24 protein-coding genes, 3 tRNA genes and 1 pseudogene are annotated in these 25,130 nt (G+C 44.3%); 6 read left to right on the top strand and 22 right to left on the bottom strand.

All coding sequences use genetic code 11. The features are described 5' to 3' along the window. Window positions 1-197: 197 nt before the first annotated feature. From XMD579_RS05640 to XMD579_RS11495, 5 genes are read right to left on the bottom strand one after another with little or no spacing between them, the layout of a single operon-like run. Window positions 198-629 carry a response regulator gene (locus tag XMD579_RS05640; RefSeq protein WP_173506028.1) on the bottom strand — a complete coding sequence of 144 codons (432 nt, stop codon included), beginning with the start codon at window positions 627-629 and terminating at the stop codon, window positions 198-200. Window positions 630-643: 14 nt separating this feature from the next. Continuing rightward, complete coding sequence (locus tag XMD579_RS05635; protein ID WP_173506027.1) at window positions 644-1,291, bottom strand: DNA-binding protein; 648 nt, start codon at window positions 1,289-1,291, stop codon at window positions 644-646. A gap of 42 nt (window positions 1,292-1,333) precedes the next feature. Next, a complete protein-coding gene (locus XMD579_RS05630; RefSeq protein WP_173506026.1) occupies window positions 1,334-2,824 on the bottom strand; it encodes a hybrid sensor histidine kinase/response regulator in 1,491 nt (496 codons plus the stop codon). 57 nt (window positions 2,825-2,881) lie between these two features. Next, window positions 2,882-3,217, bottom strand: a complete 336-nt coding sequence (locus XMD579_RS05625) for a hypothetical protein (protein WP_173506025.1) — start codon at window positions 3,215-3,217, stop codon at window positions 2,882-2,884. Between the two features lie 30 nt (window positions 3,218-3,247). Then, window positions 3,248-4,117 carry an NAD(P)-dependent oxidoreductase gene (locus XMD579_RS11495; protein ID WP_173506024.1) on the bottom strand — a complete coding sequence of 290 codons (870 nt, stop codon included), beginning with the start codon at window positions 4,115-4,117 and terminating at the stop codon, window positions 3,248-3,250. Between the two features lie 124 nt (window positions 4,118-4,241). Between XMD579_RS11495 and XMD579_RS05615 the strand changes: the two genes are divergently transcribed. The 3 genes from XMD579_RS05615 to XMD579_RS05605 all read left to right on the top strand — a co-directional run bounded on the left by XMD579_RS05615 (window position 4,242) and on the right by XMD579_RS05605 (window position 10,472). Continuing rightward, window positions 4,242-6,911 (top strand): ATP-binding protein, encoded by a 2,670-nt coding sequence (locus tag XMD579_RS05615; RefSeq protein ID WP_173506023.1) that lies wholly within the window; start codon window positions 4,242-4,244, stop codon window positions 6,909-6,911. Further along, a complete protein-coding gene (locus XMD579_RS05610; protein WP_173506022.1) occupies window positions 6,912-8,684 on the top strand; it encodes an EAL domain-containing protein in 1,773 nt (590 codons plus the stop codon). A 66-nt stretch (window positions 8,685-8,750) separates the two neighbouring features. After that, window positions 8,751-10,472, top strand: a complete 1,722-nt coding sequence (locus XMD579_RS05605; RefSeq protein ID WP_173506021.1) for a GGDEF domain-containing phosphodiesterase — start codon at window positions 8,751-8,753, stop codon at window positions 10,470-10,472. A 22-nt stretch (window positions 10,473-10,494) separates the two neighbouring features. Here the strand turns inward: XMD579_RS05605 and XMD579_RS05600 are convergent, their stop codons facing one another. The 7 genes from XMD579_RS05600 to XMD579_RS05570 form a co-directional block, all read right to left on the bottom strand. Then, a complete protein-coding gene (locus XMD579_RS05600; RefSeq protein WP_173498043.1) occupies window positions 10,495-10,866 on the bottom strand; it encodes a response regulator in 372 nt (123 codons plus the stop codon). A gap of 82 nt (window positions 10,867-10,948) precedes the next feature. Further along, a tRNA-Leu gene (locus tag XMD579_RS05595) sits at window positions 10,949-11,035 on the bottom strand. Window positions 11,036-11,092: 57 nt separating this feature from the next. After that, window positions 11,093-11,167 (bottom strand) — tRNA-Cys (locus tag XMD579_RS05590). Window positions 11,168-11,171: 4 nt separating this feature from the next. Then, window positions 11,172-11,247 (bottom strand) — tRNA-Gly (locus tag XMD579_RS05585). A gap of 109 nt (window positions 11,248-11,356) precedes the next feature. After that, window positions 11,357-11,923: a CDP-diacylglycerol--glycerol-3-phosphate 3-phosphatidyltransferase gene (gene pgsA, locus XMD579_RS05580; protein ID WP_173480926.1), complete on the bottom strand. Its 567-nt coding sequence runs from the start codon at window positions 11,921-11,923 to the stop codon at window positions 11,357-11,359. A 14-nt stretch (window positions 11,924-11,937) separates the two neighbouring features. After that, a complete protein-coding gene (gene uvrC / locus XMD579_RS05575) occupies window positions 11,938-13,761 on the bottom strand; it encodes an excinuclease ABC subunit UvrC (protein WP_173480925.1) in 1,824 nt (607 codons plus the stop codon). 4 nt (window positions 13,762-13,765) lie between these two features. Next, window positions 13,766-14,086: a high mobility group family protein gene (locus XMD579_RS05570; protein ID WP_254443754.1), complete on the bottom strand. Its 321-nt coding sequence runs from the start codon at window positions 14,084-14,086 to the stop codon at window positions 13,766-13,768. Between the two features lie 98 nt (window positions 14,087-14,184). Between XMD579_RS05570 and XMD579_RS05565 the strand changes: the two genes are divergently transcribed. Beyond that, a complete protein-coding gene (locus XMD579_RS05565; RefSeq protein ID WP_173506020.1) occupies window positions 14,185-15,051 on the top strand; it encodes a DUF1853 family protein in 867 nt (288 codons plus the stop codon). A 39-nt stretch (window positions 15,052-15,090) separates the two neighbouring features. Here the strand turns inward: XMD579_RS05565 and XMD579_RS05560 are convergent, their stop codons facing one another. After that, window positions 15,091-15,231, bottom strand: a complete 141-nt coding sequence (locus XMD579_RS05560; protein ID WP_173480923.1) for a hypothetical protein — start codon at window positions 15,229-15,231, stop codon at window positions 15,091-15,093. An 81-nt stretch (window positions 15,232-15,312) separates the two neighbouring features. Beyond that, window positions 15,313-16,188: an NAD(P)-dependent oxidoreductase gene (locus XMD579_RS05555; RefSeq protein WP_173506019.1), complete on the bottom strand. Its 876-nt coding sequence runs from the start codon at window positions 16,186-16,188 to the stop codon at window positions 15,313-15,315. A gap of 40 nt (window positions 16,189-16,228) precedes the next feature. Between XMD579_RS05555 and XMD579_RS05550 the strand changes: the two genes are divergently transcribed. After that, on the top strand, window positions 16,229-16,720 hold the full coding sequence (locus tag XMD579_RS05550) for a TlpA disulfide reductase family protein (protein ID WP_173506018.1): 492 nt from the start codon (window positions 16,229-16,231) through the stop codon (window positions 16,718-16,720). 19 nt (window positions 16,721-16,739) lie between these two features. Here the strand turns inward: XMD579_RS05550 and mtnN are convergent, their stop codons facing one another. Together mtnN and XMD579_RS05540 are read right to left on the bottom strand one after the other, a co-directional pair. Next, window positions 16,740-17,528, bottom strand: a complete 789-nt coding sequence (gene mtnN / locus XMD579_RS05545; protein WP_173480920.1) for a 5'-methylthioadenosine/S-adenosylhomocysteine nucleosidase — start codon at window positions 17,526-17,528, stop codon at window positions 16,740-16,742. 51 nt (window positions 17,529-17,579) lie between these two features. Continuing rightward, a pseudogene (locus XMD579_RS05540) lies at window positions 17,580-18,311 on the bottom strand (RluA family pseudouridine synthase); the annotation flags it as partial. A 167-nt stretch (window positions 18,312-18,478) separates the two neighbouring features. On the opposite strand from XMD579_RS05540, the gene XMD579_RS05535 reads away from it, so the two are divergent. After that, the gene (locus XMD579_RS05535; protein WP_173482481.1) at window positions 18,479-18,835 is read left to right on the top strand and encodes a phasin family protein; all 357 of its coding nucleotides are present in this window, start codon (window positions 18,479-18,481) and stop codon (window positions 18,833-18,835) included. A gap of 146 nt (window positions 18,836-18,981) precedes the next feature. On the opposite strand, the gene XMD579_RS05530 is transcribed toward XMD579_RS05535, so the two are convergent. The 6 genes from XMD579_RS05530 to XMD579_RS05505 form a co-directional block, all read right to left on the bottom strand. After that, complete coding sequence (locus XMD579_RS05530) at window positions 18,982-19,143, bottom strand: hypothetical protein (protein WP_173506017.1); 162 nt, start codon at window positions 19,141-19,143, stop codon at window positions 18,982-18,984. Window positions 19,144-19,406: 263 nt separating this feature from the next. Next, window positions 19,407-20,735 carry a patatin-like phospholipase family protein gene (locus XMD579_RS05525; protein ID WP_173506016.1) on the bottom strand — a complete coding sequence of 443 codons (1,329 nt, stop codon included), beginning with the start codon at window positions 20,733-20,735 and terminating at the stop codon, window positions 19,407-19,409. 378 nt (window positions 20,736-21,113) lie between these two features. After that, window positions 21,114-21,701, bottom strand: a complete 588-nt coding sequence (locus XMD579_RS05520; protein ID WP_173506015.1) for a GNAT family N-acetyltransferase — start codon at window positions 21,699-21,701, stop codon at window positions 21,114-21,116. Between the two features lie 113 nt (window positions 21,702-21,814). Further along, entirely contained in the window at window positions 21,815-22,498 is a 684-nt protein-coding gene (locus XMD579_RS05515; RefSeq protein ID WP_173484693.1) for an ATP-binding cassette domain-containing protein, read from the bottom strand. A 12-nt stretch (window positions 22,499-22,510) separates the two neighbouring features. Continuing rightward, window positions 22,511-23,683 carry an FtsX-like permease family protein gene (locus tag XMD579_RS05510; protein WP_173506014.1) on the bottom strand — a complete coding sequence of 391 codons (1,173 nt, stop codon included), beginning with the start codon at window positions 23,681-23,683 and terminating at the stop codon, window positions 22,511-22,513. Next, window positions 23,680-24,900 carry an HlyD family efflux transporter periplasmic adaptor subunit gene (locus XMD579_RS05505; protein ID WP_173506013.1) on the bottom strand — a complete coding sequence of 407 codons (1,221 nt, stop codon included), beginning with the start codon at window positions 24,898-24,900 and terminating at the stop codon, window positions 23,680-23,682. Before XMD579_RS05505 ends, XMD579_RS05510 begins: the two co-directional genes overlap by 4 nt. Window positions 24,901-25,130 lie beyond the last annotated feature (230 nt).

The raw sequence follows: 25,130 nt of genomic DNA, 5'->3' as shown, positions 1-25,130 counted from the left end.
TAGGCGCTATTAGATGTGTTGATCTGATGGTTTTTATCGGTCTTTCAGTAATAGGTTAGCGAATAATTACCTAAACATAGCTACCGCAATAACGATATATAAAGATACGTATAATATATATTATGTTAAATATAGTATTATAAATAAAAGGCAGGAGATCCCTACCTCTATCTTTTGCCACAAAGCGAATAAGAACCTTACAAAGCGCCTTTGTAGATGCCCTTGGTGTCTATGTCGATAGCAAGCTCACCAGTTTGCAATGATGAGTCATCTGCAATGGTTGCGACCAGCTCGTCACTGTAGCCGATTAGGTTGATCCCCTCCTTGTCGAGAAGCATCATGACGCGCTCTAGCGCAGAGATAACGGACATTTGACGTGCTGTGAAGCCTGGGCTCTTTGCGGCGCTACTCTGGATATCTCGACGCTTAGTGGAGATCTGTTTTAGCACATAACCATCATCATCAATCAGTGATAGCTTAAGATCTATCGCCCTTGCATCAATGATTAGACCTTTGAGCTGCTCAAATTGCTGCAAGCTAGAGACATTGATATTGTCTCCAGGATTGCTGTTCGTAACAATTTTCTTGAGCTTATCGGTGTCCGCACAGGGTTTAACGTGAATGAGCATGCTATTTCCGGTCTCTATTTAAGCTTCAGCTGCGCGTTTTCTGTCGATAATCTCAACACTTCAGCATTAAGGCGCGCAATCTCTTCGGCCTGTATTTTCAACCGTACTTGTGCTTCAAGCAAGCCCTCATTGTTGTGTACGCCCGCTTCGGATTGCTTTAGCTTGGTCTCAGCATCCATTAAGGCTTTGGCTGCCCTGTATGACTGATCTCGCTCATTACCAAGATTGGTTACAGCCTGGTTCAATTCCATTTTAAGCTTGCTGATCTCGTTATTTCTTTCGCTAATAATAGTATTTAAATCAACTATTTGTTGGGTATATTTACTGTCAATTGTTGACAGCTCTTCTGTGAGTTTCTTGCGCTCTTCGTCAGCCTCTTTGTGCTTGCTTTCACTGGCTCGGTTTGCGTAGGCAATCGCATCCGTCCAGATCTTGCTGGCGAGCTTAATAACAGGCTCTGGAAGATCGTAGCCACTGGCTTGCGCGTCTAATCTCTGCCCTAACCCGCTCCACCACTCATTGAGTGCTTTGTTAATTGTGGTTAATGAGCCAGACCCGAGTCTGTCTCTGACATTTTGTTGGGTGGGTTTGATGCCCTGCCTTAGCAGTTCGTCGGCAATTTCGTAGACTTGTTCGCGTGTTATACTGGTCATTTGATACATAATACATATTTAAAATACGTACTATATAGATAAGACGAGCTGTTATCTAGCAACACACTGCTCAACAACTTCCAGAAAGGTATTCATTGATATGGGTTTTGCGATGACTTTATTCGCACCGGCATCGAGTAGTGCCTCAGACTCCTGCCCCATGACGGCGGCAGTCACTGCCACTATGGGTACAGACACACCCTCTTTTCTTAGCTTTTGGATCATTTGCCGGCCATCCAGTACCGGCATAAAGAAATCACTTAGAATGAGGTCATACTCTTTGCGAGTCGCCATTTCGTATCCTAGATGGCCATTTTCCGCGACATCCACCTGGTTTACTAATTTACCCAGTAGGTTTTTAGAGACCATTCTTATGATGGGGTCGTCCTCAACGACCAGTAGGTTAAGGCGCTTAAGCAGATCTCCAGTATCTTTAGATTCTTGTCTAAACACTGGCTCAGACTGCTTTGCATTAAGATCAACCATAGGTATCTTGACAACAAAACGAGCGCCACCCTGCTCATTTCGATCGACATCAACGTCGCCATGCAGCTCGTTGAGTGATTGCCTTACAATAAACAAACCAAGGCCACTGCCATCAACCTTTGTGCCCAGCCTTTCAAACGGCTCAAATATCTTATTGGTTGCCTCTTTCGGTATTCCTTGGCCATCGTCAGATACAGTGAGCACCAAGTAACCCTTATCTACTCTTTGTATCCACTCAACCTTCACATTAATTGTGCTGCCTTTAGAGTGATGTATTGCATTCTTTATCAGATTTAACACTATGATTTTTATGCGTTGTTTATCTGACTCAAGCCTTATATTTTCGTTATCGATGAGCTCTAATTTCACAACCATGCCGTTGAGCTCAGCTAACCTTGTCATCTGTGAGTGAGCATCGATTAATAGCTGATTAGGATGGAATGCTGTCTTGCTTATTGGCAGCGCCCTTTCAGGATTAACGGCTTGCGTCATGTCCTGCAGTACAGACATCAGATGATCAACGGTATTTTTCATCTGTTCTGTATGTTTTGAACTAGGAGCACCCTGCTCTAGATCTTCAATAAGCATTTGCAGGGTAGCGACAGGCGTTCTCATCTCGTGAGAGATGATGGCGAACAATTGTCTCTGATTGATCAATTTCTCTTCGATTTCGGTCAGTTTTGATGGATCAAAGAGATCGATACGCTTAAAGCGAATATGTTTTAAATGAGGCGCAGTTTCTGTTCTCGTTTCATAGGCTGACAGATGATGCACCTCTTTTTCAATTCCTCTGTATCGAAAGTTGGTGCCAGACCGTATTGGTGCCGTTTCAATGAGTTTATTAGCTGGGGTGAAATAAGCGTCGAACTGATTCAGAGGTAGAGGTGTTGATAAGACAAAAAACTGCTGAGCCCTGGCATCTAAATGAACCTTCTCAGTACTAGAGTCTATGACAATATCAAATTGAGATTCATCGAGTGAATCAAAGGCTTTACACAACTTTGTATATTGCGTGTCTGACTCGATTTGATGATTGTTTGATCGATTCTGCTTCAATGGTCACTGCTTTAACTAATAACTTTAGTTAAAACATAGCAGGAATTATGCCAATCGCTACTCGAGCTCTAATTTTTTTATTGAGTCAGGCGAGTTTTGCTCATCCGCTAGGGTAAAGTTCATCGGACGATTGGTGTTCGTGGTTGTTGATGAATTGTCTCTACTGTCCTTTATCTCTTCAACTTGAGAGACATAACGTTTAGATATCATCACAACCGGGTTGTTCTCTTTTGTGTCGTCTAGGTAGAGTGGGATGAAGGAGCGGTCATCATTCATAATATCTTGAAGTCGCTCCCCTGGGGCTAGATAGAATGCTCCGACTAGACGGGCCCCATCATGCATACGGACATACACTTTCAAAGCGCTTTTACTTACGACTTTACTGCCCTGCATGCTATTTCCCCTAGAGTGTTTTATTGCATTCTAGCCTAAATTATTAATTTTGAGTAACTGTAGGAAAAGCGCAGAGTGATCTAAGTCACCTTTACCCATATTCTCAGAAAGATCTTGATACCGCTCATAAATGGCTTTTGTAACAGGCAGCTCTAAGTTCAATGATTGCGCAGCTTCGAGAACATTTTTCTCATCTTTGAGTTGAGTTGTGACTTTGCCGCCCGGTTCAAATGTTCGTTCGCTCATACGCTTACCGTGTAACTGAAGGATGGTGCTATCAGCAAACCCGCCTGACAGTGCGCGTCTAAAGGCTTCAGAATCAACGCCTGCTCGTTCCAGCAGCAATACAGCCTCCGATACAATAGAGATGGTACCGCCTACTATAGCCTGATTGGCCAGTTTAGATAGCTGACCAGATCCTACATCCCCTACTCTTGTGGCTCGCCCCATTGATGAAAAAACGACATTGGCCTCTTCGAATGTTCGCTCATCACGACTTCCTGCCATAATGGCCAGTGTACCCTCTTCGGCGCCTTTCACTCCTCCTGACACAGGTGCGTCTATGAAACGTGCACCGGTTGATTCAACTTTGTCAGCGATGCTGATGACCTCTTTTTGCGATGTTGAGCTCATATCGATCACCAGATGCTGTTTCGTGAGTTGAGGCAGTAGCATAGAGATAACCTCTTCGACGACCTGGCCATCAGCTAGCATGGTAATAATGATATCGCTCTGTGCGACTTCGCTAAGGTCTTCGGCAACAGCGGCGCCATCCTCTTTTAAGGGCAAGCATTTCTCTTGCGTTCTGTTCCAGACGGTTAACTCTACACCCTCACTCAACAAGCGCTTTGCCATAGGCAAGCCCATTAGGCCAATCCCAAGAAGAGAGATCTTAGACATAATTACCTCAAAATTTTTTAGCACTTGTTTATTTTTGTACTAATTTGTTAATAAACACCTTATATGTGAATTTACGACACATGCAGTTTGGGTGAACTTTAAACCGATTGATAAAAGGTGTTTTATGAGAATCGCCGCTCACCCTGAAGATGAAACTCAACGCATTGCTAGCTTAAAATCCATTGGTCTACTCGATACGCCCAGTGACCTCTATTTCGATCAGCTTACAGCTCAGGCGGCTCATATTTTTAATACCCCTATCTGCGCTGTCTCAATAATAGATAGTAAGCGACAGTGGTTTAAATCCATTTACGGATTAGATGTTTGTGAAACCGGTCGTGATGAAGCTTTTTGTTCCCATGTGGTTCACGATCACAAACTACTCGAGGTGCGTAATGCCCTTGAACATCCTGACTTTCATGATAATCCACTGGTGATCGGAGCGCCAAACATACGCTTCTATTGCGGCACCCCAATACACGACACTAATGGTTTCTGTCTAGGTTCGTTCTGTGTCATTGATACAAAGCCACGCCAGTTTACTGAGGAGCAGAAGGAGCTTCTAAACTCTTTTGCCCTGCAGGCTGAGGCTCTCATCGCCTTACATGTGCGACAAAAAGATAACGAAGAGAAAAACAGAGAGATTATTAGTTCACGTGATCTTCTTCGCCGTGAATTGGCTAGGCAATCAAGCCTTGTATCGAATGCAGCCGCTGCCGTTATTCGGATCAGTCACCGCGGCATTATCGAGGATGCTAACAAAAAAGCTGAATCTCTATTTGGCTACTCTATCGACGAGCTTGTAGGTCAAAACATATCAATGTTGATGCCTAAGGATATTGCTAAACACCATGATGGATACCTAAAACATTACGACCGTGATAAGCGCCAAAATGCCACTCACAACAGTTCGGTGATCGGTGAAGGTCGTGAAGTATCAGCCATCAGTAAAAGTGGCGAGCTGATACCCATACATCTGGCCGTCAGTGAAGTGGTTATTGATGACCAATCTCAAAATGAGTTCATTGGGATAGTGACGGATCTTCGTGAAACTAAGCGCAAAGAGCGTGAGTTAGAGCGACAAAGCATGCTGTTGGATAAGCTTCATAAAGGTCTAACTGATTATGAAGCGCTGATCAGTGGTAACTCTATATGGTCTTTTCTGCAGGAGTCATTACGCGAGTTAACCAATAGCGAATATGCGCTGATTGGTGAGGTGGATCCAAGCAAGTCAGAACCTGAACTGATCGTTCACTCTTTAACTGATCTCTCCTGGGATAAAGAGTCGAAAAGTTTGATGCAAAAATTCTTAGCAGGTTCGAGTCGGGTAACTAACACGAAATCCCTGTTAGGTCGTGTGTTTGCTCAAGGCGAGGTGGTCTTAACAGAATCACCCGCCACAGCACCGGGTCGACGCGGTCTACCTGATGGACACCCTCCTCTGCATAATTTGCTAGGAATGCCTATTAAACAAGGTGATAAAACGCTAGGCATGATCGCCATTGCCAACTCAGAATCAGAGCTGAATGATGAGCTGGTCAATTGGTTAGAACCCTTTGTTGCCACCTGCTCTTTACTGATTCAGCTCTACCGTCAGATGAATGAGCGGGAACGTTTCACAGCGGAGCTTGAAGCAGCGAAGGATCTAATCGAAGATGCAAGCCGTGCTAAGAGTGAATTCTTAAGCTCTATGAGCCATGAGTTAAGAACACCACTGAACTCAATCATTGGCTTCTCAGAACTGCTCCAAGCTAATAGAAAGACCCCTCTCAATGAGAAGCAGTCAAAACAGGTGCACCAAATCAACTCGAGTGGTAAGCATCTTCTGACACTGATCAATGACATTTTAGATCTTGCCAAAATTGAAGCGGGTAAGCTCTCAATTTCACTAGAACCTACGCTGGTCGATAGCGTTGCCAATGAAACCCTAGAGGTGCTGCAGCCACTAGCGGACAAGAGTGGTATCTCTATTCTGGTTAAAGCTAACGCACAGCATATTGAGGCGATGGCAGACTACACCAGACTCAAACAGGTACTGATCAACCTGCTCTCCAACGCCATTAAATACAACCGCCAACAAGGTTCAGTTGAATTGTCTTGGGAGGTGGTTGACCAATCAGTACTCGTGCATGTTCAGGATACCGGGATCGGTATCAGCGATGATCAGATTGATCATATATTTGAGCCATTCAATCGAAGCAATGCAGAAAACTCTGGCATAGAGGGAACCGGTGTCGGGCTAGCGCTAACAAGAAAGGTTGTCGAATATATGAATGGTACGATCGATGTGAAAAGCGATCACACCGGAAGTACCTTCACTGTAACGCTACCACTGGCTAACTGCCAGGTTAAGAGTGACTCATTCACATCCGGCAAGGTACAAAATGATCAACTCAATACTGATCTAACCAGCCAATCAGAAAAGGTTGTTCTTTACGTTGAAGATAATCCAGCCAATCAGCGACTCATGCAGGATATTTTTGAAGATTTTGAAAGCATAAATCTTGTCGTTGCTCATGAGCCCTTCCTGGGTTTAGAGATGGCTAAAACCCATCGGCCTGATCTTATTATTCTTGATATCAATATGCCGGGAATGGATGGATTTCAGTTATTAAAACGCCTCAAACAGGAGCCAAGTTTGGAGGGCACTCCCTGCATCGCGCTATCGGCCAATGCTATGCCAAACGATGTTAAACGAGGCTTAAACGAGGGATTTGATCACTACCTAACCAAGCCGATCGATATACCTAAATTTTACGACCTAATTGATGACTACTTTGAGGAGGTAAATTAAATGAGCCGCGAAAACATTCTTGACGCCAATATCCTCATAGTTGATGACAACGAAGCGAACGTACTTCTTTTAGAAGATCTATTAGAGGATCAGGGTTTTACCCACCTAAGGTCTTTAACAGACCCCTTACAGGTTCTTCAAGAGACAAAACAGAGCCTGCCAGACCTGATACTTCTAGATATTCGAATGCCTGGCATGAATGGCTTTGAAGTCATGCAACAATTGGACGAAGCAATGCCCAACAAACGGCCTCCCATCATAGTGCTAACCGCGCAAACTGATATGGAGACCCGCACAAAAGCGCTGGCATTAGGGGCGGTCGAGTTTTTAAACAAACCCTTTGATCATCAGCTGATTATTGAACGCATCAGCAATATTCTAAAAACGACATTGGGTTCGGTTAGAACAGCCTCTGACTCAACTTATATCAATGCTTACATAGCGGATGATGATATTGCCTCTCTGAAAGCCCTGGGTTACACCGATGAAACCACTGGATTGCCTAACCGAAGAGCAATTCAGAAACATATCTTTGAAGAGTTTGCGCTAGAGAAGGACTTAACGGCCTACTTTATTGAAATAGATGGAGCGGATGCTTTAGCAAAAACATACGGCTATGAGATATACGACCGAGCCATGCAAACGCTCGCCAAGCTTATATCGGAGTCACCTGCTAATCAGGTCGCAATGATCGGTGCTTGGAATGCCAATCAATTTGTCGCGATAAAAGAGACAGAAATTGACCCAGCTTTCGAAGAGCAATTCGCAAGTCGCATGCATCGATTGTTAACCGGTATTCATGAAATCGGCACACTGCACTATAAACTTTCTGTACGAATTGGCTTTGCTGGATCTAAAGGACTGATTAAACAACCTGGTGAATTAATCCGAAGAGCGGTATTGGCTGTTCCCTGCCTTAATAGCGGCCTAGATTATAATGCCTACGACCAGCTGATGGATGACTCTAACAATCACGAAGCAAAGATTGAATCTGAACTGAGACGTGCCATCATCAATAAAGAGCTCTATCTAACCTACCAGCCAAAGGTTTCGATCAGCAAGGGATCTGTCATCGGCGCTGAAACGTTATTAAGATGGGAAAATACCAACCTTGGCAATATCTCCCCAGATCGGTTCATTCAAATTGCTGAGCGAATTGGCATGATCAATGAAATTGGTGAATGGGCGTTTGATGAGTCAGTCAAACAACTTAACAGCTGGCTTAAATCGGGACGAGTCGGCATGGACTTTACATTGGCGATAAACGCATCGCCTATTCAGCTATTCAACCCAAACTTTATATCATTTGTGCAATCAACATTGGTCAAACATGGCGTCTCACCCTCTCAAATTCAAATTGAGATTACAGAGTCTATGTTCATCTCTAATGTCGACTATGCAATCTCAGTTCTTAATGAGATTCGTCAATTAGGCATATCCATTGCGATGGATGATTTTGGGACAGGTTTCTCTTCTCTCTCTTATCTTCAAAATTTACCTTTGGATACGTTAAAAATTGATCGATGCTTTATCGATCAGATGACTTTTTCTGAAAAATCGCGACGCTTAGTTCAAGCAATCATTGCTTTAGCGCATACCTTTGATCTGGTGGTAGTCGCTGAGGGTATAGAGACTAAAGAGCAGTACAGAATGCTCGTAAATATGGGGTGTGACGAGGGGCAAGGTTATCTATTTGATGCACCCCTACTACCAAATGAGTTCCCACCGCAGCCATTAGTGACCAGCGCGAATAGACAATACTCTTTCTCTTAGCAAAGAGGTAAGCAACTTTCTAATAATCGACTATGCTTAAGGTAGTTAACCATCAAGGCTGATTATATGTCGCGCTACACAACACAAATTGTGGATTCCCTAACGACTGAGTGGTTCAGGGATCAGCCACTGTTGAACGTGATACTAGAAAACTGTTTCGATCAGGTATTTATTAAAGATCTCTCGTCAACCTTGATTTACGCAAATAGGAACCTAGCCCTACATTATGGGCTAAAAGAGGTTGACCAAATACTGGGCAAGAGTGATTTTGACTTTTACACTGCTGAACATGCAGAAGCGATGAGACAGGAAGAGTTGGACCTTATGCAGACTGGTGAGCCACTGCTTGCCAAACTCTATACTGAAACCTGGCCTAAGGGCGGTGAGACATTTAATCTTTGTTCAAAGTTACCCCTTAGGAACAGTGATGGAAACATTGTCGGGTTGATTGGTTTTGGTCGAGACATCACCAAAGATAAGCGTCGTGAAAAGCTCATCTGGCAACACACAAACTATGATGCCCTGACTGGACTACCTAATCGTAATTACTTTGTGGGTTGTTTGAATTCATCTATTCACGAGGCTAATACTGGGCACCGCTACACACTACTTGCACTGGATATAGATCGGTTTAAATCGTTTAATGACAGTTACGGTCATGGTTGCGGCGATGCGATACTGATTCATGTTGCTGAATGCATTCATAATAATGTGTCTGACCATGACATAGTGGCGCGAGTCGGTAGTGATGAGTTCCTGTTGCTCATCGATAATCAAAAGAATAAAACCAACATAGTCGATTTAGCGATTAAAATTCGATCCAACATTCAAGCACCATTTTTCTATCAAAATCAGCAATACGATATCTCCTGCTGTATTGGTGCGGCTGAATTTCCATCAGATGCGCTTGATGCAACCGACCTGCTGAAGTTTACTGAGCAGGCGCTCTATCGAGCAAAACAGCTCGGAGACAATCAATTTGTTTTCTATTCACCTGAAATGACGACCGCTTCGATTAGGCGTCAAACACTGATCGCAGATCTAAAACAGGCGGTTGCAGACGAACAAATTGAGGTGATGTATCAGCCAATTATTAGTTGTGATACAGAGCAGCTATACAGTGTTGAAGCCTTAGCGCGGTGGCATCACCCCTACTATGGCCAGATTTCACCAGATGAGTTTATTCAAATTGCAGAAGAGATAGGTATTATTGCGCAGTTGGATGAGCGAGTTTTTCATAAGATGATTGAGGCCGCTCAGCAGTGGCAAACCGTTATCGACCCTTTGCCTGTTTTCTCTGTGAACGTCTCTGCACGAAGCCTTAATACTGGTGAAAATAGTAGTTCAGATATCATCAATCTCCTCTCTAACTTAAACCATGGAAAACTGCTCAAGTTACGGCTTGAATTGACTGAAGGCTCGCTCTTTCTTCCGTCTGAAAAGCTCAATGATTTAATGGGATACTGTTCACAAAATCAGATTGAGCTGGCGTTGGATGACTTCGGAACCGGTTACTCTGCCTTATCTTATCTACTGGACTTTAAAATTGATTATTTGAAAATCGATAAAGTATTCATCGACGGACTACCCGAAAACAGTCGAAACCTATCCGTCTGTAAAGCGATTATTCAGATGTCAAAATCGCTAGGAATCAAAGTGATCGCTGAGGGTGTGGAACAAGAGGAGCAACTGCTTGCTCTCAAAGAGCTGGGTTGCGATTACATTCAAGGCTACTATTTCAGCAAACCGTTAAGTTCGCAGGAGATGTTAGATCGCTACTCAGCTTAGAGAGTGCGATCTAACAAAGTATCTACTCAGTCTCTAAAAACTTAGCGACCATCTCTTTAATGTAACGACCGTTACATGGCTTAGTTAAAAACGCCTTCGCATCTAACTGCTCTGCACGCTCCTGTATCTCAGGGCTAGCAAATGCACTCAGGAAAATCACGGGTATATTGCTGGTCATAGTGATTTTGTCGAGCAGATCAGCCAACTCTAATCCATTCATTCCCGGCATATTGACATCAAGCAGAATCAGATCGGGTTGGCGTTTGACCGCTAACGAAAGTCCCACTTCAGGATCAACTGCACAGACCAATTTATAATCAGACTCCAAAGCATCACGGATCTGAGCAAGGGTAAACGAGTCATCGTCAATGCAAAGGATGGTTTTTTTGGACATATCTCAACTGCTTAATAAGAATGTTAAAAGTAAATTCAGTTTAGCAAGAAGTTGAAAGTAGACAAGAAAAAGTAGATAAAAATGGTGCCCCGGACCGGACTTGAACCGGTACAGCCTAACGGCCGGCAGATTTTAAGTCTGCTGTGTCTACCAATTCCACCACCAGGGCATTGATGATGTGTATCGTTTGATACATCCCTAAAGAGAGATCTTTAGGAAGAGAATATGGAGGCGAGCACCGGAGTCGAACCGGCCTAGTAATGATTTGCAATCATTTGCATCACCGCTCTGCCAACTCGCCATATTGGAGCGGGAAACGAGGCTCGAACTCGCGACCTCAACCTTGGCAAGGTTGCGCTCTACCAACTGAGCTATTCCCGCACTTGCTGAACAAGTGGCGCGTATTATAGACGCTTCACCCACCCTGTCAATCGCTAGATTGAAATTAGATCTGCTTAAAAAATAACCACTTACTCGACTTTAAGGCCTATCACTGATTAGGTTTAAGGTGTGGCCAAGCAGCACGCAGGTAGACAAACATAGACCATAGCGTTAGTAGCGCAGCAGCATAGAGAATACCGACCCCGATCCAGGCCAGAGTCGTTCCGGGCGCAGCACCAATCATGATAAAGATGGCTAGCATTTGAAGGGCTGTTTTAGCTTTACCAATCATAGAGACGGCAACCTGAGCGCGCTCCCCTATTTCAGCCATCCATTCACGCAATGCAGAGATCACGATTTCACGACCGACTATGATGATGGCTGGAATCGAGAGAATGGCAGGCCAATCAGAAAAGAGACGTCCATAGGTATCGACCAGTAAAATCAAAGCCGCAGCGACCATTAACTTATCGGCCACAGGGTCAAGGAATGCCCCAAAGCTGCTCTCTTGCTGCCATTTGCGAGCGAGATAACCATCCAACCAATCAGTAACGGCCGCTAAGGCAAAGATTCCTGCTGATATCCAACCGGCAAAAGGTGTCGGCCAGTAGTATGCAATGATGAAAAATGGAATTAAAACAATACGTAACAGAGTTAATACGTTGGGTAGATTCATGCAGAGAAGCACCTTTAGCTATCGGGGTGCAGAGCGAGATAGATCGTCTCTGCAAGACTATTACTAATACTAGAGACTTTTGCGATTTCTTCAACACTTGCTGACTCAACCGCTTTCGCACTTCCGAAATGTTTCAGTAGCTCTCTACGGCGTTTAGGGCCGACGCCATCAATGCCTTCGAGTAGTGACTGCTTTCTCGCTTTAGCACGACGCGCACGGTGACCCGTGATGGCAAATCGGTGGGATTCGTCACGGATGTGTTGCAACAAATGAAGCGCAAGAGAGTCAGACTGCAATATATTCTCGCTGCCTGTTTCGGCATCAATCAGAATTTCAAAGCCCGCTTTACGTGTTGGGCCTTTCGCGATACCAATTACCTTGATCCCTTGAATATTGAGCTCATTAAGCACCTCAACAGCCTGAGCTACCTGTCCTTTACCCCCGTCAATAACCAGGATATCAGGGAGTATTGCATCCGCACTGGTCGCCTTTTCAAAACGACGGTGCAAGGCTTGGTTCATGGCGGCGTAGTCATCACCCCCAGTAATACCTTCGATATTATATTTACGATAGTCACGTTTCAGCGGGCCATTGCGATCAAACACTACACAAGAGGCCACAGTAGCCTCTCCACTGGAGTGGCTGATGTCGAAACACTCAAGTCTTGAGGGGATCTCCTCCATGCCTAGCGCTGACTGAAGATCTAGGAATCGGTTATAGATATTTTGTTTATTGGCCAGCTGTGACTGTAAATTCTGTTCGGCATTTTGCTGAGCTAACTTAAGCCAACTGTTGCGATCAGAACGCACTTTACTAGTAATAGAGACTTTACGTTCGCGCATTTGACTAAGAGCTTCACTGAGAAGGTTAGACTCGGGCAGTTCAATCGCCGTAATAATAGACTCTGGTATCTCGCGCCCGCCAGCCAAGTAAAACTGAGCAATAAAAGCGCTTAAGACATCCTCTGCACTGTCTTCGATAGCAATTCGGGGATAATACACTTTGGAGCCAATAACTCGCCCCTGACGGACAAAAAGAACGTGTACGCAAACGCCGCCAGGTTGAACGGCTACGCCAAAGACATCCGCCTCACCTTTTTGACCGATAACGGTCTGCTGCTCTTGTACGTGCTGCAAGCGAGCCAATTGATCCCGAAGCTGAGCGGCTTTTTCGAACGCTAATTGACGAGAGGCAGCCTCCATTTCGGATGCGAGCTCACTCATCACTTTTGGGTTTTTACCCTGCAAAAAAAGCTTGGTATGACGCACGTCACGCTGGTAATCCGCATCGTCAACTAAACCCACACAGGGAGCGCTGCAGCGCTCTATTTGGTACTGCAGGCAGGGTCTAGAACGGTTACGGAAAAAACTGTCGTCACACTGACGTACTTTAAACAGCTTCTGTAGAAGATTCAGACTCTCTTTTACCGCGCCACCGCTAGGAAAAGGGCCAAATAGAGTGCCGTTGGGAGAACGTTTTCCGCGTTGATATCTAACGGCTGGAAATTCGTCTTTATCGGTGATCAATATGTAGGGGTAAGACTTATCATCACGCAACAATATGTTGTAAGGCGGTCGATACTGCTTAATTAAATTCTGCTCTAGCAGCAGTGCTTCTGTCTCAGAACCGGTTGACGTAATCTCAATGGATTGGATTTTGCTGACTAATGCTTGGGTCTTAATAGAGAGACCGGTCTCTCTGAAATAGCTTGAGACCCGGTTCTTTAAGTTCTTTGCTTTACCGACATACAACAGCTCACCAGAACTGTCGTACATCTGATAACAGCCAGCTTTGTTAGGGAGTGTTGCTAAGAAGGCTTTAGGATCAAACGTCGTCAATCAATTAATCCCTGGCACGGTTACGTTTCGATTCCATGTAGATGTAAGTGGCCTCTTTGTAGAGGTTGTTTAAATCATCGCGAGTATCGTCGGTGATCCCTGCACCGCGTGATAGTGACACCTCAAGGTAAGCACTGATTTGCGCATGATAGTAGAGACGATCATCATAGGCATCGGCACGTTTCATTTTGCTCAATGCAATTTGAGCACCGTTGATGAGTATGTAATTAATATCCGTATCAGAGAGACGTGGACTACGAGTGGTTTTCTCCATTCGTGCTTCCGCTTCAGCCTCTTGAGCTTGACGTTTCGTCATTAAAGCCATTCCCTGCTCCTTAACTCGCTCACTAAAATTGAGACTATAGAGTACCGTATTGGCCGCTAGAATGTTAATTTGAATTTAAAATTCAGCCAGCGTGTTTTATGAAAAAGATCGTCTACACAACAGAGCAGACAGTGAGTGAACTTGCCTGGTTAAGCCAAGCCCAAACACTGGTGGGTGAAAACCAGTTTAGACGTGACCCTCTCGCTATTAACGCTTCCTTGATTTCGAAGCTTAAACATCATCACAGGCTAGGTGTTCACTTTGAGGATCTATTCGAGCTTCATCTTAAAACATTTCCTCAAATTACTGATTTAAAAAGTCATATTCAAATAATTGAGAATAAGAAAACCTTAGGCGAAGCAGATTTTCTAGTCTGCAAAGATGGCGCTTGGCAGCATATAGAGGTCGCCATAAAATTTTATCTTCGTGTTGGGAGTAGCGGCCAGATGAGTGACTATTTAGGTCCTAGTCTGACGGACTCTCTGGATAGAAAAATCAAACATATAGAAAACAAGCAGTTAAAGCTTCTTGAGTCTGAGCCAGCAAAACGCACTCTGCAATCGTTAGGAGTCGATTCGGCGGTGGAGAGCTATGCACAAATATTTGGCTGGCTCTTCTACCATGTCAGCGATAACCAATCGAAGATACCGAATAACATTCACCCACAGCATCCTCGTGGCCGCTGGCTTTGCGTCAACGAATTGGAAGGCTTTTTAGATGAATACCCAGACTCAGTTCGTTTTTTAATACCATCGAGATCTGAGTGGTTGATCTCCCCTTCACATATCCATGACATCGAAGTGAGTAAAAGCAACCTGTTAAAGAGAGCAGAGTGTGTGATCGACCGACCACAACAACTGTTCGTGGTGTTGGGTGAAGGCCGTTCAAGACAGTTAGTGGAAAGGCTGTTTATTGTGCCAGAGGCCTGGGTAGATAAAGCAGAGTCGATGATCAATCAGACATAAAAAAACCGCCAATGAAGGCGGTTTTTTTAACAAGGGCGCTTATTCGCCAGCTTTCGCCGCATCTTTAGCAATTGCACCTTTTAGAAGCTTAATGCCGACTACTGTCATAACAAGCATTGCACCGATGATCACTAGGCTTGGAGCTAGAGAAATCATGTTGTATTTATCGATTGAGCCCATCAGACTAAACCTCATTAATTTGTTTATTTAAGACAGGTTGCATTTTATTGATCTAAATCAATTCCTGCAAGATATATACAACTATTTATCCATCGACTGTAGTCGTTTGAGAAGGCTACTGGTATCCCAACGATTGCCTCCCAGCGCCTGAACTTCCGAATAGAATTGATCAACAATCGCTGTCACAGGAAGGCGTGCGCCATTGCTGCGCGCTTCATTAAGGACAATTCCTAAGTCTTTGCGCATCCAATCAACAGCGAAACCGTAGTCATACTTTTCGTCGATCATTGTTTGGTGACGATTAACCATCTGCCAAGAACCGGCTGCCCCGTGCTGTATAACATCAATAACGGCGGCAACATCAAGCCCGCTCTTCTGGCCAAAGTGGATCGCTTCAGCCAACCCCTGCACCAAACCAGCAATACAGATCTGGTTCATCATCTTAGCCAGCTGCCCTGCTCCAGCATCACCCAATAAGCTTTGTGATTTTGCATAAGCATCAATAACAGGCTCAACCTGTTTGTAGACCTCTGAATCACCACCACACATCACACTAAGCACGCCATTTTCAGCGCCCGCCTGTCCGCCGGACACAGGGGCATCAATGAATCCCAATCCCTGTTCACCACAGACCGCATTGAGTGTTCTCGCCGCTTCAGCAGATGCTGTTGTGTGATCAACGAGTATTGCACCAGGCTTCATGCCTTTAATCGCACCTTCTTCGCCCGTAGTAACCTGATACAGGTCATCATCATTACCGACACACACAAATACAATGTCACAGCCTTCAGCGGCTGCTTGTGGGGTTTTAGCTGCTTTACCCGCGTATTCGCTGACCCAGGCTTCTGCTTTAGCAAAGGTTCGGTTGTAGACAGTGACTTCATGTCCTGCCTTAGTAAGATGCCCTGCCATTGGGTAACCCATTGTACCTAAGCCAATAAAAGCAACGTTTGCCATGATATGATCCTTATTCTCTATATGATTCGTAATAATGACTATGAGCTTACACAGTATTAAGTCCTATACGCTAGGATTGTTTTTATCGATTAGTTCGGTCACTTCACAGGCCGCGCAACTTCCACCGCTGGATTTCAAAACCCTAGAGGGTGACCCTATCACGCTTGATGCGTACCAAGGTGAAGTACGCTTGATTAACTTCTGGGCAACCTGGTGCCCGCCCTGCATTCGTGAGATGCCTGCATTAGGGCGTTTAGAGGAGGCTGTTGAAGGTCACGCGCGAGTGGTAGCTATCAATGTAGGTGATATGAGTGATCAGGTGGAGGCCTTCGTATTGGAGAACTTTGATGGCGCAGAACCCGAAATCTGGCTGGATGAGCCGGGAGCGGCCTTTATGACTCTGCGTCTTGAGGGATTACCCATGACATTGGTGCTCGATAAAGAGGGCGAAGTGATTGATAAGGTGATCGGTGAGCGCGAATGGGACAGTGAATCGGTCGTCAACTATCTGAAAGAGCTGGCTGCTGAATAGCAACCAGCGACTCTTCGGATCAGCTTAGTTTTGCAAGTCTGGCAACAATTGCTAAAACCATCTGAGCCGAATTTTCTGATGCCGTTTCGATGAACTGATCAAAGCTGACATTAGATTCTTGGCCTGCGATATCCGACAACGCCCGAATAACTAGAAACGGAACCTCAAAGCGGTAACAGGTCTGTGCAATGGCAGCCGCTTCCATCTCTGCAGCTTTCATCGTAGGAAAGTTGGCTCTAACCTTCTCAACATGCTCTGGATCGCTCATAAAGGCATCACCGGTCGCGATTAAACCACGCTGACATGCGGTGTTTTCAAACTGAGCTATAGACTCTTCAGCCACCTTAAGTAGCAACTCATCCGCTAGGTAAGCGGCAGGCATTCTAGCCATTTGACCGATCTCGTAGCCAAATACGGTTAGGTCAACATCGTGGTGACGAACCTCATCAGAGATCACCACATCCCCTACTTTCAACGTTGGATCAAAGCCACCAGCAGAACCTGTGTTAATCACACAGCTTGGTTTAAAGTGATCTAACAGCAAGGTGGTACCCACTGCAGCATTGACCTTACCGATGCCCGATTTAAGCAGCACCACGTCGACACCGTCGATCTGCCCTGAAAAAAAAGTAAAGCCTGCGATTTCACTTACTTGTAAAGATTGAATACTGTTTTTTAGGCGTTCAATCTCCTGATCCATGGCACCAATCAGTGCGATGACGGGGCTATTTTTAAGTGCGCTCTCTAAACTGGATGAAGTGGCATTGTCAGTTTGGATCTTGGCATTGATATCGTCAGGACGGCTCATCAGGAACTCTTAAGGTTTGGACTAATAAGGTGTAAATTCTAACACGATTTATTAGGACTTATTCAGCCCTATCGCTTCGTATAACCGCTCTATATCAACAGGTAGATCGGCATGAATTGTCATCAGTTCATCAGTCACTGGATGGGAAAACTGAATCGATCTCGCCATTAATACCAATCGATGAAGGTTGAAATGGTCTCGAAACATACGATTATGACGCCCCTCTCCGTATTTGGTATCGCCAATAATGGGGTGAAGATGGTGCTTCATGTGACGGCGAATTTGGTGCTTACGCCCTGTGTGCGGGAAACAGGCTACAAGGCTGTAGCGGGATGTTGAGTAGCGCCCAACCGGAATATCCAGCTCAGTTTGCGCGATGACTTCAAAGTCGGTTACCGCCTCTTTGGCCTCTTTATCCTGGCTTGCTAGGGGATCTGCATATTTATCGTATTTGGGCACCAATGCATGATCAATTCTGCCCTGGGGTTCACTAAACCACCCTCTTACAAGACACTCGTACTCTTTTTTTACACCTCTGGCCTGAAACTGCTCTTGCATTGTTTTCGATGACTCAAGCTCTTTACCAACCAACATAACCCCACTAGTTGCCCTATCAAGTCGGTGGATAGTATGCAGCTTTTCAGCATTAAAGTGCTCTTTCAGCAGGCCCATTAAGGTGGGTTCATCAGGCTTTGTAATCCAACTCGGATGAACCAATAAACCCGAGGGTTTATCTACTGCTATAAGATAGTCATCTTCGAAGAGTATAGAGAGTTGCATGTCGGTTTCCTTGTGTTGCCGCCATGATACCTATTCGTGAAAAAAACCACAGTGGGAGTTTCTAAATATATTTTTGTTGCGGTGCACAAAAAGGTTTGACAGTTAGCAAAAACCACAATATATTGACCCTATGGTGCAGTGCACAATAAATTAAATTAGGAGTATGACTCATGATGAACGAACTAAAAGATAGCATGAAGCCAATGATGGCGATGGCTGAGATCAACAAGAAGACTGCTGAAGCCCTAATTGGTCTTCAATCATCTTATGTAACAGAGGTTGTTAACGCATCTCTTTCACAGATGAAATCTCTAACTGAAGTTAAAGATCCAAAAGCAGCTCTAGAACTTCAAGTTAAATACTTGAAAGAAGCTGAAGCTAAAATGACTGAAGTTGCTGAGAAAGAGATCGCAGCACTTGCAGCCGCTAAAGCTGAATTGACTGAACTGATGGAACAGAGTGTAGAAGATTACGCTTCAGCTCCAATGTTCGAAGAACTAAAAAAGTTCATGTCTGCTAAAGCATAATGAGCAACTAAACATCACTGCACTTTGCATAGCAGAATGCTGTGATTTTAAAAAAGAGAGCTACGGCTCTCTTTTTTGTCTCTTAACGGCACAAAGCAGCAGTTCTAACTTGATAGATAACGGTTAAATTGACGTCCCAAGTCTATCTAATCGCGTTCATTGTGACTATCTCGATGAAGTAGATAGAGCTGATCCACCGTTGCAAATGCAGTCACAGCGACACATAACAGTAGGTATTTTTCGTAGTAATCAACGATAGATGCGTTTAACAAAAGACCAATAATAGGCGCCAAACCGACTGCAATCATAATGCATAAACTGAAAGAGTCCCTAAACAAACGCAATTCCTCTAGAATTCTATTGGAGACTAATATAGATTGCATTCAACAAGGTTTAATATAGAAATATAGACTTGATCACTTGGGTCTGTTCTGCTCCGCTTGGGGCACTTCGTTCAACGACACAGAACAAACATTTTCTTAAATGTAGTCAGAACAGGCTGAGCCCCCTTTATAGGTACAAGGTTTAAACCTGATGGCCAAAGGATGCTCCTATCACAAAGAATCGCGTCCTATAAGGATTTAACCAATCGTTGGAACTCAGCGTTGTTTCGCAAAAGAGATCTGCCCGCTTTTATAAGTCTATCGACCTCCTCTGGCATCAGGTTCAGGCTGGTTGGAATCTGGTTGAAGAAAGCCCGATCCTCCATATCTTCAATATCAGCTAACGCCACCGTTACAAAATAGCTATCGACTCTATGATCGCGCGTCGATAACGCGTCGTTCCACGACTTAAAGAGTTTTCGAATCAACTCAATGGTAGAGGCGTTGTAGCGATGCAATTGGATATCGGTCAACGCATTTAACGTCTGCTGAAGGTTTGGCTCTTTTTCTGACAACCCAATGCCGTACGTCGCATCAGTCGACGCATCCACTGATATCAAAACCGATTTAGAGTCGCTGCGCCGGCCCATCTCTTTGAAAAACGATTTTATACCACCATGAAGCTCAACCACTTCATATAACGACCTCAATCCAAGGTTGTCGGTGATCCCACCGTCGACGAGGTGAAGATAACGATAATGTTCTTTGTCTTGTGCCAGTTTTACGATACCGGATAGAGCCTGACTGATCTCCTGGTTATCGACGTTATCCTTTGCACGCTCCATTGTTTTGACTAGCGGCGATATGTCACAGGTATCGTAATTCTCTACAACGACAGGCTCAAAGAGAACAGGTACACCCGCCGATGCCGCAACCGCATTTGCAACAGGCATGGAATTCAAATTCGAGCAGAGCAGATTGAAGAAATCCTGAACGAATGAGACGCGTGCGCCAGTGCTAAGATCCGACGCATTGATCAAGATCATCGGTGCATTGACGCGACGCATATCGGCATAGGTTGAATCACCAAACACAAACTCTCGATAGACATTTCTGGCTGTTTCGCCACGACTTTGAGGCGAAAGCACGCGATTTATGCTCAGCAGCCGGTCTGTGATCTCTTTTTCGATGTTACGGTATAGAAACTTCGATTCGAAATCGGTAAAGATCTGATTACCGTAAAGACCATAGTAAGCGGCCGTAAAACTGCCACCCGATACAGCGCTGATCACTTTCACATCATCGAGCAGTTGACGCTGGCCATTACCCGCACTGGAAACAGTATCGCGGAGCTCCAAGAGTACACCGTACGAAAGCGCGGCCGCTCTTGTACCCCCTCCGGAAAACGCGAGGATGATACTGACGCCGGTATCTTCTCGTTGACCGTAGACCTCTTTTAATGAGTAACTCGACTCAGACAGCGTAAGCTCTTGTGCTTCGTTTTGAATCACAACAGTGGAAGCACAACCACTCAGAATCATCACCAGCAATAACACTGTATAGCGTAAGTACACCATAACCCTCTGCTCGGAAACTCGTTTAACTGCAAGAAGTACAAATTATAAAAAAAAAAAAGATCTGAACAGCCGTATGCGGATATTTTAATCGCCCGCAGAGGTGGAACGCGCGTATGAACGTGGCTAGAGCAAGTCTTGATGCGATGGCCGATGCAGCAGAGACTAAACGTAAGCCAGCAATGAAGTTACGCGTTGCATAAATACAATATAACCACCCCAGCGAATCCATCAAGAAGGAAACCATAGTGTAATCCTCCCAAAGCCATTGAGTGAAATATCCGGCACGTAGTTGCATTAGAGAATACTTAAGGTCTCAAAAGGGTCGGTTTCTGCCGAAACGTACTCCTTCTCCGAAAGGCACAAAGTCGCCGTTCGCCTCTAGAGCTTGAGTTTACCGGTCAAATGATTTTTCACCGCTAACCACTCTTGAGCGATAATCGAGTAAACCACTGTGTCTCTGTACGATCCATCTGCCAGCTGCTGATGATTCCTGAGAATTCCATCTTGCTTAGCGCCTAGTCTGGTGATCGCGTTACGGGATCTCTGATTCATAAAATGAGTGCGAAACTCCACAGCTATGCACTCCAGATGCTCAAACGCATGTGTAAGCATCAAAAGCTTACACTCAGTGTTCACGCTGGTTCTCTGGACGCTTTTAGAATACCAAGTCGAACCGATTTCCATTCTTTTGTTGGCCCCATCGATATTCATAAAAGTTGTCATACCGCATAGCTTCCCATTTTCGATAAAACGGACGACAAACGGCAGCATTGATCCTTCGTTCTGAAGTTTTAACCGTCTTTCTATCTCGGTTGCCATTCCGTCTGGGCTTGGAATCGTTGTAAACCAGAGTTTCCATAGCTCCCCGTCAGAAACAGCATCAATTAATTCATCGAGATGATTTGGTGACAGCGGTTCTAAGAGCACGTTCGCTCCTTTCAACACAACTGGAGATACAAAAGACATCGGGACTCTCTCATAACGGAAGGCGTTAAGAGTTTATCAGTATTTCAAGATGACCGATAAGGGTCGTCTTTGACTACTCAGCTAGGCTTCGGTTATCGGCACATAGCATCAGCTCATACTATATCTACGATTTTTCCATCTTCTAACTTAAGGATTCGATCTGCACGATCCAAAATCCTATCATCGTGTGTAACTAGAAGTGTTGTTGTTCCTCTAGCTGCACCAAGCCGCTTAAGAAGGTCAACCACATCTGATGCGCTATCTTTATCCAATGCCGCAGTAGGCTCGTCTGCAAGTACCAATGTAGGATTCCCTACCAATGCTCTTGCCACAGCCACTCTTTGCTTTTGTCCACCTGAAAGATTGGCAGGGAGATAATGTAACCGACTTGATAAACCTACCAAATGTAACGCTTGTTCAGCGGCTTTGTATGCTAATTCATCAGACACGCCCGAACGAACTTGAACACCCATAACAACATTTTGGATCGCTGTTAAACTTTCATGCAGGTTATGAGCCTGAAAAATAAAACCTAAACGCTGACGAATTGAAGTTAGTTTTTCATGGGAAGCTCCATTTAACTCTTGATCAAGTAAGTTAATTGATCCCTCATGAATTGATCTCAAACAACCTATCAATGTCAATAACGTTGTTTTTCCTGAGCCTGATGGCCCCATCAATACAGTTAAGCTTCCCCTTGGTAACTCTAAATTAATATCAAAGAGAGCTTGCTTACTTGCCTCACCACTCCCGAACCAAAAGTTCAGATCTTTAACAGCAACGACTGGCTTATCCACAATGATTTCCCCTTAAAATAAGTCGGCTGGATCAGCAGCTGCTAGACGCCTAGTGGCGATCAAACCAGAAAAAATTGAGAAAATTACAGTACCAATAAACACTGATACCGCCATTAGAGGCGTCATGGTCAATGGTAGATTCGTCATTTTCCCCATGAAAGTTAAAATGAAAGTCCCTACAATTAACCCTGGCACAAAACCAAAAAGACCTAGAATTACTGCCTCTTCAACAATAATGCTTTGGAAGAACTTATTACCATAGCCCATCGCTTTAAACGTTGCATACTCTCTCAAGTGGTCTGCAACATCAGCGGATAGAACCTGATAAACAATCACTATTCCAACCAACACACCTATCAAAACACCAAAGCCAAAGATCAGACCTGTAGGCTTCTGAGTCTGCTGGTATTGAACATCCTCATTTGAGGCTTCTGAGTAACTACGCAATCTGAGGGATTTATCTGAGATTAGAGTTTTTAATCGACCTACAACTACTTCGGTATCAGCTCCTGCGCGAAGTTTCAGTAAGATGTGATCGGGCGCTGACGAACTCCGAGATGAAAAAAGGGATAGGAACGTCTGGTCAGATACAAACATATAACCATCACCACCAAATCCACCACCCCCTGAAAATGTATCAATAGCCGTAAGTGTTTTATTAAGAGTTTCAAAATTAAGTGGTGTTTGCGGTCTGATTGCAGCTGCCTCTTCAGAAGACAACCCTCTCGCCAATCGATCCAAAACTCCTGAATTTTGAATCTGAAGCAACCTTAAATCTTTAGAAACATCATCTGAAATAAAATCGGGTTTAAGAGGGTCAACACCAAACGTAGTCAGTGAAATTGATTTTTCTCGCCTATCCCAAGGAACATTGCCGACAAACAATCCTGTAGCGCCTACTACATCAGAATCTGATAAGGCTTTCAGCATCCATTGACGAGCGACATTTCCACCTTCAGTTAGTGAATTTGCATCAACAGCAGAAATCATAATGTCCGCTTGAAAAAACTCATAAGGTCTTAATGTGGCAATCTCCACAGAATTCATAATGCCTAGTTGGACGAACACCAGAACATTTGCGAAGGCCACACCAGCTAGTGCTGAAGCAAATCGGCTACGCTTATAAGTTAGCTGTAACCACCCTACAGGTAGTCGACCAAGTATTCGCTGAAGTAAGCTACTCATTTATCCAACCTAATACTTGCTCCGCTATCAATACGAGCTATAGCCTCAAGGTTGGTATAACGGGAAGCTATTTTAGAAGATGCTTGGTCAAGCTTAACCAACACTGTAAACACTCTGGCATCAGAGTTGGCGGCAGCGTCATCTGATATAAGTCCCTGTCGTCCAACAGTTATACCAATCTGTTGGACTGTTCCTAGTAATTTTTCTTTTAAAGAATTTGCAGTCAGCTCCACAGGCTGTCCAACCTTTACCTCAACAATACGATCTTGCCAAATCTCAACTTCAGCCATCATTTGTCTCGTGTTCCCCATTTCCATTATCCCATCGACAGGCGGGCGCTGACCTGGAGTTACATGAATATCCAGAATGGTACCTTCTATAGGCGCTCGAACAACGGAACGATTTAGATCTAGTTTAGCTCGTGCCAATTCAGCTTTTGCAGATTCAAAATTTCGTTTTGCAACCACTACATCAGGTTGCTCTTCAATGTCTATCGATGAAAATCTAGCCAATGTGGCCTCCGCACGAGTGACTGATTGCAGTGTTTCAAGCTGGCGAGATTTAGCAGAATCAAGTGCGGCAGCGGTTGTTAAGCCTTTATCTTTTAATGCCTGTGTACGTTCAAAATTGGCTTGAGCATCTATAGCTGAAGCCCTAGCCAGATCTAAGCTCGCTTGAGCTTCATCTCTACTGGCTTGAACAGCGTGTTTAGTTTGTATAACTGAAGCTTCCCGAACAGCCAGTCCAGCTTCAGCAAGTAATACTGCACTTTCAAGAGTATCTCTATTATCGAGATATGCTAAGGGATCATCCTTAGATACTTCATCACCAATCGAGACATTAATTTTTGCAACTCGTGCATCACCTGCACCGTATGGAGATGCAACTATCGCAATATCACCTTGAGGTATGATTTTAGCTAAACCAACCACATCACTGGGAAGTAAGGTTAGTTCCATTTCTTTAGGAAGGTTGATTTCTGGAGGAATTGCAATTGGTGACTTAGATCCTGCACCAGGCTCTAAGCCTGTCAAAATGTAAAATTTTTGAAGCCCTGGTGGCTGGAAATACATTCCTAAGACAGCACCTAAAAACATAAATAAAGGGAGAATCAGAATGATTAAATATTTCATTTTAAAACTCATCTTTGGAGTTTTAGGGGCATTTTCTGGGTAATTGATTTGTAGGGGCAGATCCGAATCTTGTTGCTTAACCATAGCGCCTTCTCATCTTTATAAAGATTTCAAATAATGTTTCTGCGAATGTACAAGCAATATACCGCTTAATCGCTAGAACTTCACAACTGCGGATACTTTATATTAGATAATTCTAATATTCAATACTATCAAGCACCTTCTTCCCAAGAAAAACGCTATACACCAATTAGAGTCTCTCTACGAATGTCTCTTATGGGTCGAAATTCACCAATCATCGCTCTAGCTATACG

The organism is Marinobacterium sp. xm-d-579, from assembly GCF_013282935.1.
Taxonomy (GTDB): Bacteria; Pseudomonadota; Gammaproteobacteria; order Pseudomonadales; family Balneatricaceae; genus Marinobacterium_E.
Note: the sequence above shows the minus strand (reverse complement) of the source record. Positions and strands in the feature narration are given on the sequence as shown.

What these genes read in the sequence shown, in the direction of transcription:
- XMD579_RS05640 (WP_173506028.1), bottom strand. Translation starts at nt 629, where the DNA reads ATGCTCATTCACGTTAAACCCTGTGCGGACACCGATAAGCTCAAGAAA.
- XMD579_RS05635 (WP_173506027.1), bottom strand. Translation starts at nt 1,291, where the DNA reads ATGTATCAAATGACCAGTATAACACGCGAACAAGTCTACGAAATTGCC.
- XMD579_RS05625 (WP_173506025.1), bottom strand. Translation starts at nt 3,217, where the DNA reads ATGCAGGGCAGTAAAGTCGTAAGTAAAAGCGCTTTGAAAGTGTATGTC.
- XMD579_RS11495 (WP_173506024.1), bottom strand. Translation starts at nt 4,117, where the DNA reads ATGTCTAAGATCTCTCTTCTTGGGATTGGCCTAATGGGCTTGCCTATG.
- XMD579_RS05615 (WP_173506023.1), top strand. Translation starts at nt 4,242, where the DNA reads ATGAGAATCGCCGCTCACCCTGAAGATGAAACTCAACGCATTGCTAGC.
- XMD579_RS05610 (WP_173506022.1), top strand. Translation starts at nt 6,912, where the DNA reads ATGAGCCGCGAAAACATTCTTGACGCCAATATCCTCATAGTTGATGAC.
- XMD579_RS05605 (WP_173506021.1), top strand. Translation starts at nt 8,751, where the DNA reads ATGTCGCGCTACACAACACAAATTGTGGATTCCCTAACGACTGAGTGG.
- XMD579_RS05600 (WP_173498043.1), bottom strand. Translation starts at nt 10,866, where the DNA reads ATGTCCAAAAAAACCATCCTTTGCATTGACGATGACTCGTTTACCCTT.
- pgsA (WP_173480926.1), bottom strand. Translation starts at nt 11,923, where the DNA reads ATGAATCTACCCAACGTATTAACTCTGTTACGTATTGTTTTAATTCCA.
- XMD579_RS05570 (WP_254443754.1), bottom strand. Translation starts at nt 14,086, where the DNA reads ATGGCTTTAATGACGAAACGTCAAGCTCAAGAGGCTGAAGCGGAAGCA.
- XMD579_RS05565 (WP_173506020.1), top strand. Translation starts at nt 14,185, where the DNA reads ATGAAAAAGATCGTCTACACAACAGAGCAGACAGTGAGTGAACTTGCC.
- XMD579_RS05560 (WP_173480923.1), bottom strand. Translation starts at nt 15,231, where the DNA reads ATGGGCTCAATCGATAAATACAACATGATTTCTCTAGCTCCAAGCCTA.
- XMD579_RS05555 (WP_173506019.1), bottom strand. Translation starts at nt 16,188, where the DNA reads ATGGCAAACGTTGCTTTTATTGGCTTAGGTACAATGGGTTACCCAATG.
- XMD579_RS05550 (WP_173506018.1), top strand. Translation starts at nt 16,229, where the DNA reads ATGAGCTTACACAGTATTAAGTCCTATACGCTAGGATTGTTTTTATCG.
- mtnN (WP_173480920.1), bottom strand. Translation starts at nt 17,528, where the DNA reads ATGAGCCGTCCTGACGATATCAATGCCAAGATCCAAACTGACAATGCC.
- XMD579_RS05535 (WP_173482481.1), top strand. Translation starts at nt 18,479, where the DNA reads ATGATGAACGAACTAAAAGATAGCATGAAGCCAATGATGGCGATGGCT.
- XMD579_RS05530 (WP_173506017.1), bottom strand. Translation starts at nt 19,143, where the DNA reads ATGATTGCAGTCGGTTTGGCGCCTATTATTGGTCTTTTGTTAAACGCA.
- XMD579_RS05525 (WP_173506016.1), bottom strand. Translation starts at nt 20,735, where the DNA reads ATGGTGTACTTACGCTATACAGTGTTATTGCTGGTGATGATTCTGAGT.
- XMD579_RS05520 (WP_173506015.1), bottom strand. Translation starts at nt 21,701, where the DNA reads ATGTCTTTTGTATCTCCAGTTGTGTTGAAAGGAGCGAACGTGCTCTTA.
- XMD579_RS05510 (WP_173506014.1), bottom strand. Translation starts at nt 23,683, where the DNA reads ATGAGTAGCTTACTTCAGCGAATACTTGGTCGACTACCTGTAGGGTGG.
- XMD579_RS05505 (WP_173506013.1), bottom strand. Translation starts at nt 24,900, where the DNA reads ATGGTTAAGCAACAAGATTCGGATCTGCCCCTACAAATCAATTACCCA.